The sequence below is a fragment of the Corynebacterium ulcerans genome (genome assembly GCF_900187135.1).
Lineage (GTDB): Bacteria > Actinomycetota > Actinomycetes > Mycobacteriales > Mycobacteriaceae > Corynebacterium > Corynebacterium ulcerans.
Map to the genome: position 1 here is coordinate 2,097,531 of NZ_LT906443.1, position 12,826 is coordinate 2,110,356.

Here is a 12,826-nt window from a genome sequence, read left to right on the forward strand (position 1 = left end):
TTTTCTTCACTGTAGGGGCGCTTTGTTAATTTAGCAAAGTCTTTATTTGCTAAAAGAGTGAATTGATGAAAGCTGTATATCCGATGGCGCCCTCGAGATTGTGGGAGAAACTGATGATTTGGACACGGCGTTGAGCTACACTCAATCGCCGTGAACATGAACACTCATTTCCCCCCACGACCAGTGCTCTATGCTGGCCGGGTTGCCGCTATTCAGTCGCTTATTGGCATCGCCTATGCGATTCTTCTCATTGTGAGGGAAGCAACTGGTCACCGTGATGCGTCGATTGTCTATGAATCTGATAATGCCAATACATGGGTCGGGTACGGGACCGCGGTGTTCTTTCTTATCGTCTTTGGAGCTGTTTTAGCTGGAGCTCTTATGATGAACCGAGGTAAACGATGGGGTCGGGGCCCTGTAATTATGCTCCAAATCCTGCTGTTGCCCATTGCGTATTACATGTTCAACGGTGGTGCACTTCTTTTCTCTGCGGTAACAGGATTAACTGCGATTGTGGCTTTAGCCATGCTCTTTAGTCCGCGCGCTGTGGATTGGGCTGCACGTAACTATTAAAAATAAAGATAAGCGTGATGCCGGCAAGGAGAAACTTGCCGGCATCACGCTTATGTGAGACTTGTTACTGCTTTGCCAAAATACTTGCTACGTACTTGTGTCCGCGGTCATTGAGATGGAAAGGGAGGTTTGTATGGCCTGCGGTGCCGTCGATAATGCCTGACCACATACGTTGATTATCTGGAGCACACATGTGGTTGTGCCTGGTTGCCCCCTTGAGGTCTACAAACTCGACTCCGGAAGCTGCTGCTGCGTCTCGTCCCATGTCCTGGGCAAGCTGCTCAAGATGTGCAATGCCGGGCGCAAAGGTGCGGTCGTGGAGATTATTTCCAACGTGGACTAAACATACGGAATTGTTATCGGTAATTTGCGGGTAGCCGATGAGCTGAATGCGGGCATGTGGTGCTAGCTTGCGGATTCGTGCAGCGTCCTGACTGATCTTTGCAGCAAACTCATGGCGGATTTGCTCATCAGTGCGACCGCGCGCGAGTTGTGAATAAGTATCATTAAAGCCAAGTGAGATGAATACTCGCTTGGTGTTTTTGTTGAGCGTTCGTTGGCTTTCTGCCTGGTCTATCTGGAGAGACACTGAACGTCGGCTAGCGGAAAAAAGCGATTTATTCCCCAGTGCTACGGCGCCTGGGCAAGAGTAATTATCTGCTCGGAGTTTAAGGAGCTCGGCGGCCACAATTCCAAAGCTGTGTGGAGACGTTGGGCATTCTCCCCGTTCGGTAGCGGGCGGTGGGGTAGGGATGTTTAACCATGTCGCGCCATAGCGAATAAGGTCTGGATTGGCCACAACAGAATCCCCAAAAATAACTGCATTATGGACTGGCGTATGTGCATAAGCTGGGGTTATAGCTGCGGGAATTGTTGCGATGAGTGAAAGAATCGCGGCTCCGGCTTTGAACAGTCTGTGTCTCATTTCACCAGTATACAGGATTTCTATCAGTATTCTTTTAGGTTAAATGAGGTTTTTGGGTTTCTAGTGAGAGAGACGTTTCTATGAAGCGGCTCTTAGCTCAACGCTAATCCAACAAGGTGATCGCCTCGTTTTTCTATTACATGGTCACCCGCAAGGCCGAGAGAAACTAAGCCGGTGTAGCGATTTCTATCAACAGCAAAGACGGATTCGGTTTCTCCGGTATCCCAGTTAATTACTGCGATTCCATCTAGCACGGGTACGTAAAGCTTGTTATTAATAGCAACTCCTGTGCCAAGAACATTATCGATGACACGCTCAACATGCAGGGATGATGGATTGAATAGATAAAGGCGTTCACCATCGAACCAGGTGATGTGGTGTGGCAGATCTGCCACGGCAGGGCCATGCTCCCATGCGGCGTCATTTACCGCGGGTACTTCGATAGACGCAGTGCGTTCTCCGCTGTTGCTAAAGGAATCGATGCGGGGTTTCGGAGTGGATACAAAAACAGCTGCGGACTCTTGTCCGATAGCAATGATGCGTGCGTTGTCGCCAGAAATATGAATATCGTGAGTGATCTCTGGGACACGAGAGTCTTCTGGAACTGTTTTCTGAAATCGCAGCCACCAGGACTTTTCGCATTTTTCGGTTACACCTAAAAGCGATTTTCGGGAAAGTGCTGAGGAAATTTCACAATCTTCATGCGGTTGTTGGTTCGCCTCTTGTTTGATGGGGACGTCACCGTATTCCACAGTACGCACGAGGTCAGAGCGCCAAAGTTCCACTCGCTCAGAAGACACAGTACCCACGTTGTCATTGGAGGAAAGTGGCACCACAGCATCGCTAGCGCTGGCGCTTCTCGTTGCTTTATATGTTCCTGAAGCTGCGTCGAGGGAGACAACATCGCCGCAGCCTCGCCCGGTGTGAAAAGTCAAAACGACACTGGACCAGGCTTGGCCCAAGGAGCATAACGGTTCAGGACGTGCGTAAGACCACACCGGAGTGCCCGTCGCGGGATTGATGGCGTTAATGCTACGTCCGTCGTAAGAAATGGCCAGGCCTGCCGCGATGATGGGTTTGGTGGTTAATTGATCGGCGGGAGTTTCCCATTGCTGCGTTAATGAATGCACCGGAACTGGCGGAACTGCTGAGGTCCGCATTGATTGGGCAGCAGGGGAATGTGTGACCTTGTTAATTGGAGCAGTGGCCCAGACAATACTTACACCTGTAATACTGATCCCCGCGATAATCGTGGCAGCGATCAGGTCCTTCCGCGTCCTGCGCAAGCTCTTAGTCATCGGCGACGGCGCCTCCGTGTGGATGATGCTGCATCGTTGGAGCGCTGACTACCCGAGCGCCTGTTACTGACGGCGTTTCTGTTACTTCCGGCGACTTTAAGCGGCTGACCTACTGACTCCCCGGCGGTTTCTGGGATCGAGAGGGCGTCGAAAAGCTCTGGAGACGTGGAGAACCATTGCGGCGGGGTTGGGTTGTCTAGTCCCAGTTCATCGCTGATGATCTTCCACTTGGTGAGCTCGTCGTAGCCCACAAGAGTAATTGCCGTGCCGGTATGGCCAGCACGTCCTGTCCTGCCAATGCGATGCACATACGTCATGGGGTCGTCAGGAGTCTGATAGTTGATCACATGAGTGACATCGTCAATATCAAGACCACGCGCTGCAACATCGGTGGCAACTAGTATGTCTACGCGGCTATCGCGGAACATACTCAACGATAATTCGCGTGCTGCCTGGCCCAAGTCGCCATGTACACCTGCGACACGGAAGCCTCTGCCAGCAAGGTCCTCTGCCAGCTCTGCGGCAGTGCGCTTGGTGCGTGTGAAAATAATAGTTTTTCCACGTTCGTGTGCTTGAAGTGCACGCGCAGTAATCGCGGTCTTGTCCATCCTATGTGCCTGGAAAACAACCTGTTCGATACTCGCGTGCGTATGGGATGCGTTGACTTCCTCAGCCCGAATATGGATAGGGCGCAACATAAAGGTCCTGGCGAGGGTGAGTACTGGCCCTGGCATCGTTGCAGAAAATAAGAGCGTCTGATGCTGATGAGTCAGAGCCCCCAGAAGCTTCTCAATATCGGGGAAAAACCCTAAGTCCAGCATTTCGTCAGCTTCATCTAGCACAAGAATGGCGACGTGATCGAGGATCAAATGGCCTTGCTGATGCAGGTCAATCAGCCGGCCGGGGGTACCCACTACAACGTCAACACCTTTATCTAGAACGTGGATCTGTTCCTCATACGGACGCCCACCATATACGGTGGTAATTCTTACCGGCGTGTGACGAGCTGCGAGCTCTAAATCTTCGCCTACCTGCTGCGCCAGTTCCCTGGTAGGCACGACGACGAGTGCACGCGGGGTTCCATCGAGCTCAGCGACATCCGCAGCGTCGAATACTCTATCCAAAAGCGGGACACCGAATCCGAGTGTTTTGCCCATTCCGGTGCGTGCTTGACCGATGATGTCTCGACCATCAAGGGCTATGGGAAGCGTAAGCTCCTGAATCGCAAACGTATGTGTGATTCCCTGTTCAGAAAGCGCGTCGACGATCTCAGCAGCGACACCTAATTCGGCGAACGTGGGTTTATGAGTAGAAACTGACACTCCTCCGATACTAATGGGAATACGAAGGAAGAGGCCAAGGAGGTCCTGATACTGGGTGAAGTGTGAGGAGAAGAACGTTCTATAAGACGTTAAACTAGCAGGGCACAGTGATCGTCTCTGTATTCAACGTGAAGCAACATACAACGGTATGCTGGGAGAGCTATTTAGGCGCCGTTGAGATTGCGGTATGTACTAGTGCACGGAAGCACAGAGACATGAGCTGACATGTACTTCAGGTACAAGGGCAAACTCACAACGGTAGGACCATCAGAACAATAAACTTTAGGAGCGAAGATGGACATTAAAATCGGGTTCTCTGATTCCCCGCGCGAGCTTGTTATATCTAGCCGCGAGACCCAAGATGAGGTCGTGGCGCGAGTATCTGAGGCATTAGCTAATGACACTGGCCTGTTGACGCTGACAGATGAGAAGGGAAATCAGTACCTGGTGCGTAATTCTCGAATCTCCTACGTGGAGGTCGGGACCTCGAACGCTCGTACCGTAGGCTTCTCTGGAGCCTAGCGTTGAAGAACCCACACGAGGAAAGCTTTTTTGTCCGATTCGCTCGCGATTATGGATGGAGAGCATATGCCATTCCTGTACTCGCCGTAATCACCGTGTGGGTACTTGTCGACGTTTTTGTCACCCACCCCAGCGACGAAAAATCAGTCGCGCACCCGGTTACCGAGTCCACCATTCAAACCTCGGAAACAGGGCAGCCTCCTCTCAAAGGCCCCAATCCAGCAGACCAAGAACAGCCTAAGATTGCAGCAGTTGAGCTGCCTGCAGGGGCCGAGTTCACACAAAAAGGCGAGGGGACTTATCGAGTGGTAGGAACCCCAGGTGCGAAAGCCGGACAAGGGAAAGAAAAAAAGTTCACTTACGTGGTTGAGATTGAAAACGGCATTAAAGCTGAGACCTTTGGTGGTGACGATGCCTTCGCCGCTATGGTTGACGCTACGCTGACCAATCCCAAGAGTTGGGCGCACGATGAAAAATTCGCGTTTGAGCACGTAGCAGATAGCCCGGATGCTCAACCGGATCTCAGAATCCAGCTATCGTCGGTGGATACGACGCATGGGTTGTGTGGACATGATATCGCTATGGAGACCAGCTGTTTTTATTCTGACGGCAACCGCGTAGTGATTAATGAGTCCCGGTGGATTCGGGGAGCAACTCCTTTCCAAGGAGACTTAGGCGCATATCGTCAATACCTCATCAATCATGAGGTTGGTCACGGGATTGGATACGCGGCTCATGAACCATGTGGAGGCAATGGTGAGTTGGCGCCCATCATGATGCAGCAGACATTAAGCCTGTCTAACACAGAACTATCTAAGATAGACGCCACGGAAGTGTACAAAGACGACGGTGCAGTGTGTGCCGCAAACCCTTGGCCTTATCCTTTTGGTTAAGAGTTATCACGATTAACGCCCTCGTTGGCCCGGCATTCTATTAGGCTACAAATCATGGATTTCACGGCTCTTCCCCCTCACGTCCGCAATGTTTTTCATGCGCCGGATGAACCTGCTCGCGCCATGGGCGCAGCGTGGGATTACGGTTGGAAAGTCGGGTCAGTAGTTTTTTCGCAGGTCGCGCATCCCGTACGTGCGGCTTGGTCTTCTCGGATTAGAGAAAAATTACAGCCAGAGGGCGTACGCATCGTTCGTCCGATCAAATCCACCGACGGTAGGTTTATCAACGCAGGATGGCGTGCGTCGAGTTTTGCACCGGGAATACTGACTCGGCGTGTCGATGAAACCGTGGCAGCTGCACTACGCCTAGACCTTGCGCTGAGCACCGTGGATGTACCCGCTTCTTTTAGAGAGGTGGATGACACTGACATTTTTTCCATTGCAGACCATATAGCGTGGCATGAGTCCCCGACATCGGCGATTGATTTACAAGATTCAATCCCTCGCCATCTAACAGCCATCAATATCATGCCCAAAGTCGAACTTTTGCTGCGTGACATAGACGCTCCGAACCAGGTTGTTCATGCCGATATGTTCGCTACGACGCTCTACGCCGGCGTGCAGGCACCCACCGTGACAGATGTGATGGGGGTAGCTCGCCCTTATGGCTATACGGCCGCACTAAGCATTATCGACGCCCTCTGCGTTGGCGCAGTAGACGAGGGCATCATTGGACGCTTTTCCCATGTTCCCCATCTTGACCAGCTACTCTTACGTGCTTTGGCGTATCGCACAGCAGTACACGCGCTTCATCCAGATGCCACATCGAATACAGGAACGAACTTAGAGTGGGTAGCCAAGGCCGTGATGTCAAAGGTATCTGTCACACTATGAGGCATGAACTTCTCAGCGACCTCGGAAACACCTTTGGCACCGGAAGCAGCGGCTACCTCGGGCTATCCGAATTCTCAACGAGCAGCTTTTAGGCAACCGCCTGCGCCACAGGTACGCATCGTTTCTGCCCCTCATCATGTAGAGACACACGACTGGGACAATGATCTCTTTAAGGATCAAACCGGTCTATGGCGTCTTATTGGGCCTGCCGGTTCGGGCGTGTCTACGCTGATCATGGATACTGTCGCAGAACGTCTACGCCGCGGAGCAGATCCTTCAAGCATTCTTGTTATTGCAGCTTCAAAGGAAAGCGCTACTCGTTTGCGTGCCGGGATTGCTGCGCGTCTTTCAGGAGAGTCCTATACGGCTGCCACCACGATGGTGCGCTCTGTGCACTCTCTTGCTTTTGCATTACTACGAAGCTTAAGTGGAGAAGAACTGAGGCTTATTACAGGTGCCGAACAAGATGCGGTGATTAGGGAGCTGTTACAAGGGCACAACGAGGACCCAGACGCAGTTCATATCTGGCCACAGGAGACTCGTGATGCGTTAGGGCTTGTGGGGTTTGCGCGTGGTCTCCGAGATTTTCTTTTGCGTGCAGTCGAACGAGGGTTGAGCCCAGAAGACCTGGAAAAGCTTGGACATACATATCGTCGGCCGATGTGGAGCGCTGCCGGAGCTTTCTTGCGGGAATATGAGCAAACGATGGCCCTGGGCGGAGCGAAGAGCCTGAGTGCTTCCGAGCTCGTAAGTACTGTGCTTGAGTATCAGATTCCGGATCAGGGGTGGAAGACAATCATTGTTGATGATGCCCAGCATCTTGACCCTAAATCCGCACAACTTATTAGCGAGCTGCTGCGCTACGCAGAATTTGGCATCATCGGTGGAGACCCAGAACAGTCGGTGTTTCATTTTCGTGGCGCAACCCCAGAGTTTCTCACTACGTATCCTGTGGATCATCAGCTGGTATTGGAAGCTACTCGACGGCTACCTGAAACTACAGCGCGGATTGTTGAAAACCAAGGGCAACACTTTGAGTACATTGCAGACACAATTCGCAGGGCTCACCTGATTGACGAGGTCCCGTGGGATGAGATTGCAGTGATCGTGCGTTCTACGGGACTGATCGCTCCTGTTCGGCGGGCACTTCTGGCCGCAGGGGTTCCCGTGCAGGTTGACCCAACAGACATCATTTTGAGCGAACAGCGCATCGTCTCCTCGATGATTCTTGCCGTGAGAGCGATATACGGGGAGCTCAACAACCGTGACATGGAAGATCTTCTCTTAGGTCCCATCGGTGGCGCAGATTCTGTGACGCTGCGCCGGCTGTATCGCGGACTGCGTAAAGTTGAGATGAGACGCGGCGGCACCCGGCGTGCCATAGAACTATTAAAAATCCTCATTAACCCCCGCCCTTCAGAAGAACAGGCTGTCCTAGCGGGAGAAGCGGAGGAGGTTCTTGCTGAAAGAGAACTACAGATTCTGGAAAGAATCAGAAACGTGCTGTCGCGGGGTGCTCAACCCGGTAGCGTCGAAGAAGTCCTGTGGGCGATCTGGCATGAGACCGGTTTGGCCAATCATCTTCAAGCAGTAAGTCTAAGAGGCGGTGCCGCAGGCTCGCAGGCGGATCGTGATCTTGATGCTGCAATGGCGCTTTTTGATGCTGCGGGCGACTGGGTGGAACGACGGCCCACGGCAGGCATCGTGTCTTTTATGCGCCACATAGCGGAACAAGAATTACCCACAGGCGTACGCGACCGCCGGCAAATCCGTACACAGGCGGTACAGCTTCTTACCGCTCATGCGGCGCTCGGGCAGCAGTGGCATACGGTGATAATTGCGGGAGTACAGGAAGGGAGTTGGCCTTCTCTTGGTGAAACTGGGACGCTCTTTGGGCAGGAAGAGCTGACGGACCTTGTTGATTCAGGGATTGACCCTAATACCATCGTTATGCGTTCTAAAGAGCGCCTGGACGAGGAACGCCGTCTCTTCCACGTGGCTAAGAGCCGAGCCACGCAGCGTCTTTATATCACCGCTGTAGAAGCTCCTGAAGCTAACGACGTAGCCGAGCCATCGCGTTTTATGAACGAGCTCGATCCTTCCTGCTTCCAGCAACACGTGCAGGAGAATGAAGCGTCGTCCACTGATCTTTCCGTGCCTTTGGCACCCGAGGACACCGGTTTGGAAGATTATATTCGGCTCTTGAGCGTCCCCGCCATGGTGGCGGAGTTGCGTCGAGAAGTCCGCAACAGTGATTCGCCGCAGCGGCGTCGAGACCAGGCTGCTCGCCAACTAGCGCGACTGGCAACAGCAGGGGTTCCGGGAGCCCATCCTGAAGAATGGTGGGGTGAAGGCGGTCCTTCTACGGAGCGGCCATTAGACCAGCGGTCTATTTCGCCTTCCTTGATAGAGAAGGGTTTGGCGTGCCCTTTGCGTGCTCGACTTGATGCTGTTGTCGAGGAAGAAGAGACGCCATTTCAGATGCTCAAAGGTTCTTTGGCGCATGCATACGCGGAAGCGCTTGCTCGGGGAGTGGACTCGGAGACAGCGAAGAAGCTCACCACTGAAGCATTCCTTCAGTTGCTTAATGCCCCTGCGTGGCGGCAAGAATCTGAAGAGACCGCATGGATGCACATAATTGAGCGGCTAGAAAAATGGATAACGGAATCTGCGGCGAAGTATGAGCTGGTGGGAGTAGAAACCTTAGTAAATACGCGGATTGCAGAAGGCATCACCATGAGAGGTCGCATAGACAGACTAGAGCGTACGAGTGACGGGGATTATCGGATCATCGACTACAAGACGGGATCCAACGTACTCAGCGCAAAGGATGTCTCAAATCACAAGCAATTGACGGCATACCAGCTTGCGTTGAGTAAAGGAAAGCTTAGCGACAACGGCGATGTGATCAGCGGAAACGGTGATGAATCGCTGAAAGTCGATCAAGCGGTACTGGTGTACCCAGGCTCGAAAACAAAGACAATCAGCACTCGCGAGCAAGCGACAAAGACTGCAGAGGAACTACAGGAATTTGCAGACTTGTTGCCGCCGTTGGTTCAGAGTCTGACTGGCCCCAGCCTTGTAGCAATTGTTAACGATGGATGTTCACAGTGCTCGATAAAAAACATATGTCCAGCGCAGCCCGAAGGAAGGATGACCCCGGCATGATAGATCCGATTGAGTTATCGCGGTTACTCAAGCAGAAATTCCCTCCTACGCCTCAGCAATCGGCTGTCATAGGCGCTGAACTCGGACCTATGCTGGTAGTAGCTGGTGCGGGTGCTGGTAAGACGGAAACCATGGCTGCTCGCGTGGTATGGCTGGTGGCCAATAACATGGTGGATCCCGATCGCATCTTAGGGCTGACGTTCACCAGGAAAGCTGCCCAACAGCTCTCTCAACGTATCCGAGGCAGGCTTGAACAACTTGCAGGTATGGATGCGTTGAAAGACATTGATCCAAGCGGGGAGCTGTCTCATAAGTTAGAGGCTATCGCCCCAACGGTCTCTACATACGACTCCTACGCTGGCAGTTTGATCAGCGAATATGGTTTGCTTTTACCCGTGGAGCCCTCATCACGGTTGATCACAGAGACTGAGCTTTTTCAGATCGCCTACGACATTGTTATCAACTATTCGGGGGCCCTAGACGCGCAGACTCAACCGGTGAGTGCGACGGAAAAACTCTTGTCTTTGGTGTCTGACATGGACAACCATATCGTTTCGCCGCAGGACATTGTGGAAGAGACGGATGCATTTTTATCGGTGCTGGATGACGTGGAGGCGACGTCGAAACGCGGGCTGAATCAGACTCTTACTGGGTGGAAGCAGCGGCAGATAATTCGCAAGCAGATGTTGCCCATGGTTGCGATGCTCAAGCAACACCTGGCTCAGAATAATCTCATGACCTTCGGGGAACAGATGTCGCTTGCCGCTAGGCTTGCTGAGGAAAATCCGCAGGTAGGAGCTTCCCAGAGAGATCGATATTCTGTGGTGATGCTGGACGAGTACCAGGACACCGGACACGCGCAGCGGGTATTGTTGCGCAGTCTCTTCAGTGGCGCTGCAGTCACCGCAGTGGGAGACCCGATGCAGTCGATCTACGGGTGGCGTGGAGCTACTTCTGCCAATCTTGAGCGCTTTAGAGAGGATTTTGCGTTGGGCGATGAGCTCGCCCAAAAACGTGAGCTGACGGTGAGCTTCCGTAATCCTCCTGAAGTTCTTCAGCTGGCTAATGAGGTATCCAGGGAAGTCCTTGGTGCTCCGGATAATCCTCGTCGAACAGTACAGCCGCTCTCTTCCCGTGAAGGTGCTCCGCATGGGGAGGTGACCCTGGGATTTTTCCCTAGCGCGGAAAAAGAACGAGAATTTATAGCTGACGAGTTGGCGGAGGCTTATAAAAATCGGGGAGAGAATTTTACCGCCGCTGTGTTGGTCCGAAAGAAACGGCATTCTGCCCCCATCGCTTTAGAGTTGCAAGCGCGGGGAGTTCCCGTGGAAATTGTTGGTTTAGCTGGGCTTATCGACGTCCCCGAGGTAGCCGACATGATCGCAGTTGCGGCGATGTTGATTCGACCTCAAGACACACAATCTGCACTGCGGATCTTAGCTGGTCCACACGTGGGGCTGGGGGCAGCAGATATTCTGGCGCTGGCTAATCGTGCGGCTAACCTCGCGGGACGAGGAAAAGACGATAGAGAAGAGAAAAAGACTGATCCACTTGAGCGTCTGGAACAAATAATCGCGGAAACTTTGCCTAAGGCGCCGGAAGCAGTTGTGGGACTGGCAGAGGCCGTCGCTGACCTTGATGCGCCGAGAGAAGAGGACAGTTCAACTCGCTATAGCGATGAGGGGCTGCGGAGGCTGCGCTTGCTGGCATCCGAATTGAGGTATCTGCGTACCCATAGCTTGGGGCACTCATTGCCGGATCTTTTTGCAGATATCGAGCGAGTATTCGGGATTCGTACCGAAGTGCTACAACGAGAAGACCCTCATGCCGACGGAGCCCCGGGGACTGCACATCTTGATCGTTTTGCAGAGGTCGTCTCGGATTTTGCTCGGGTTCCCCATGCCACACTGAGCCAGTTTTTGGATTATCTTGAGCTCAGTAGAAGCCATGAGGACGGCCTAGAACCCGGCGAGGTGCAGGTTCGTTCTGACCGTGTTCAGATTCTTACTGTCCATAAAGCTAAAGGCTTGGAGTGGCAGATCGTGAGCGTTGCGCATGCAGATTCCAGCACCTATAAGACAAGAACGTCGACATGGCTGAGCAACGAGTCCGCCGTGCCATCGGCGCTTCGCGGAGACGCACGAGAAGACGACTCTTTGGTGGGAGCTCCTGTTTGGTATATCGATTCCCCAGAATCCCCAGCTGATCTGAAAAAGCAGGGAGACGCCCACATTGCAGAATTTCGGGCTGTGGAGGAAGAAGAGAATGCGCGGTTGTTCTATGTGGCATTGACCCGTGCAGAGGAACGCGTACTGGTTACAGCATCAACGGATATCACCAAGGCTTCCCCTCCGGGGCCTTACACACATCTTGAAATGTTGCGCACTAAAGTGCCAGACTCCGTGGTGGAGTGGTTTGACGGCGATACCGATGATGCCCTCGAACCTCCTCTTCCAGAAACTGGAGTTTTCCCCCAAGAGTTGCGGCCCGAGGGAGTAGATGCGGTCAAGAAAGCCATGGTGGAGCTTCCTGCGCTGATAAAAGATGGAGATCTTTTTGAGCGATGGGAACAAGAGGTCACCGCGCTTATCGAGGAACATCAGCAGCTGAGCACTCCGGTTGTGCCTGTGGAATTAGGCCTTGAGCTTACGGCCTCGGACATCGTGAACCTTTCGCAGGACCCCCAAGCTTTTGCTAGACGACGTCGCCGGCCAGTTCCTTTCAAACCCAATAGCTATGCCAAACGCGGAACTGCTTTCCACCAATGGCTTGAAGACCGTTTTGGTGCCACGGCTTTGTTGGACGCTGAGGAGCTTCCTGGTATCGATGATGCCCTGGATGGAACAGAATTGGAGACTTTGAAAGCCCGATTTTTGGACAGCGAGTGGGCGGACCGAACTCCTGAATATGTGGAGCATCCGTTTGAAGTGTCTATCGGCGAGCATATAGTCCGAGGACGTATGGACGCTGTGTTTAAGAACGCAGATGGACAATGGATTGTTGTTGACTGGAAGACAGGACAGCCGCCGGCAGAAGCCGCGGAGCTTCGTTCTGTATCGCTGCAGCTGGCAGTGTACCGATTAGCATGGGCTCGATTGCGGGGTGTTGACCCGTCAGAGGTACAAGCGTTATTCCATTATGTGGGGCGTAATTTTAGTTATCAGCCCAGCGAGCTTCCGGATGAGGCGTCGTTAGCTCACATGCTTACGTTGAACATGTAATCTTGATGAG

At 52.9% G+C, this 12,826-nt stretch carries 9 protein-coding genes; 6 read left to right on the plus strand and 3 right to left on the minus strand.

The window, feature by feature from the left end:
* Positions 1 to 150: 150 nt before the first annotated feature.
* Complete coding sequence (locus CKV68_RS09535; protein WP_095076093.1) at positions 151 to 573, plus strand: hypothetical protein; 423 nt, start codon at positions 151 to 153, stop codon at positions 571 to 573.
* A 64-nt stretch (positions 574 to 637) separates the two neighbouring features.
* Here the strand turns inward: CKV68_RS09535 and CKV68_RS09540 are convergent, their stop codons facing one another.
* The 3 genes from CKV68_RS09540 to CKV68_RS09550 form a co-directional block, all read right to left on the minus strand.
* Entirely contained in the window at positions 638 to 1,498 is an 861-nt protein-coding gene (locus CKV68_RS09540; RefSeq protein ID WP_013910970.1) for a GDSL-type esterase/lipase family protein, read from the minus strand.
* A 92-nt stretch (positions 1,499 to 1,590) separates the two neighbouring features.
* On the minus strand, positions 1,591 to 2,796 hold the full coding sequence (locus tag CKV68_RS09545) for an Rv3212 family protein (RefSeq protein ID WP_095076094.1): 1,206 nt from the start codon (positions 2,794 to 2,796) through the stop codon (positions 1,591 to 1,593).
* Positions 2,793 to 4,118 (minus strand): DEAD/DEAH box helicase, encoded by a 1,326-nt coding sequence (locus CKV68_RS09550; protein ID WP_095076095.1) that lies wholly within the window; start codon positions 4,116 to 4,118, stop codon positions 2,793 to 2,795. Before CKV68_RS09550 ends, CKV68_RS09545 begins: the two co-directional genes overlap by 4 nt.
* 294 nt (positions 4,119 to 4,412) lie before the next feature.
* Here CKV68_RS09550 and CKV68_RS09555 point away from each other — a divergent pair, with 294 nt between their 5' ends.
* Genes CKV68_RS09555 through CKV68_RS09575 form a run of 5 tightly spaced genes read left to right on the plus strand, consistent with a single transcriptional unit; the run spans position 4,413 to position 12,816 of the window.
* A complete protein-coding gene (locus CKV68_RS09555) occupies positions 4,413 to 4,640 on the plus strand; it encodes a DUF3107 domain-containing protein (RefSeq protein ID WP_013910973.1) in 228 nt (75 codons plus the stop codon).
* A 2-nt stretch (positions 4,641 to 4,642) separates the two neighbouring features.
* Complete coding sequence (locus CKV68_RS09560; protein WP_095076096.1) at positions 4,643 to 5,533, plus strand: DUF3152 domain-containing protein; 891 nt, start codon at positions 4,643 to 4,645, stop codon at positions 5,531 to 5,533.
* 54 nt (positions 5,534 to 5,587) lie between these two features.
* Positions 5,588 to 6,427, plus strand: a complete 840-nt coding sequence (locus CKV68_RS09565) for a TIGR02569 family protein (protein ID WP_014525441.1) — start codon at positions 5,588 to 5,590, stop codon at positions 6,425 to 6,427.
* A gap of 3 nt (positions 6,428 to 6,430) precedes the next feature.
* The gene (locus tag CKV68_RS09570; RefSeq protein ID WP_095076097.1) at positions 6,431 to 9,595 is read left to right on the plus strand and encodes an ATP-dependent helicase; all 3,165 of its coding nucleotides are present in this window, start codon (positions 6,431 to 6,433) and stop codon (positions 9,593 to 9,595) included.
* Positions 9,592 to 12,816 carry an ATP-dependent helicase gene (locus CKV68_RS09575; RefSeq protein ID WP_095076098.1) on the plus strand — a complete coding sequence of 1,075 codons (3,225 nt, stop codon included), beginning with the start codon at positions 9,592 to 9,594 and terminating at the stop codon, positions 12,814 to 12,816. Before CKV68_RS09570 ends, CKV68_RS09575 begins: the two co-directional genes overlap by 4 nt.
* The last annotated feature ends 10 nt before the right edge of the window (positions 12,817 to 12,826 follow it).

Bases quoted from the DNA above. Each gene is read 5' to 3' on its own strand.
- CKV68_RS09545 (WP_095076094.1), bottom strand. From the start codon at position 2,796: ATGACTAAGAGCTTGCGCAGGACGCGGAAGGACCTGATCGCTGCCACG.
- CKV68_RS09575 (WP_095076098.1), top strand. From the start codon at position 9,592: ATGATAGATCCGATTGAGTTATCGCGGTTACTCAAGCAGAAATTCCCT.
- CKV68_RS09565 (WP_014525441.1), top strand. From the start codon at position 5,588: ATGGATTTCACGGCTCTTCCCCCTCACGTCCGCAATGTTTTTCATGCG.
- CKV68_RS09555 (WP_013910973.1), top strand. From the start codon at position 4,413: ATGGACATTAAAATCGGGTTCTCTGATTCCCCGCGCGAGCTTGTTATA.
- CKV68_RS09540 (WP_013910970.1), bottom strand. From the start codon at position 1,498: ATGAGACACAGACTGTTCAAAGCCGGAGCCGCGATTCTTTCACTCATC.
- CKV68_RS09570 (WP_095076097.1), top strand. From the start codon at position 6,431: ATGAACTTCTCAGCGACCTCGGAAACACCTTTGGCACCGGAAGCAGCG.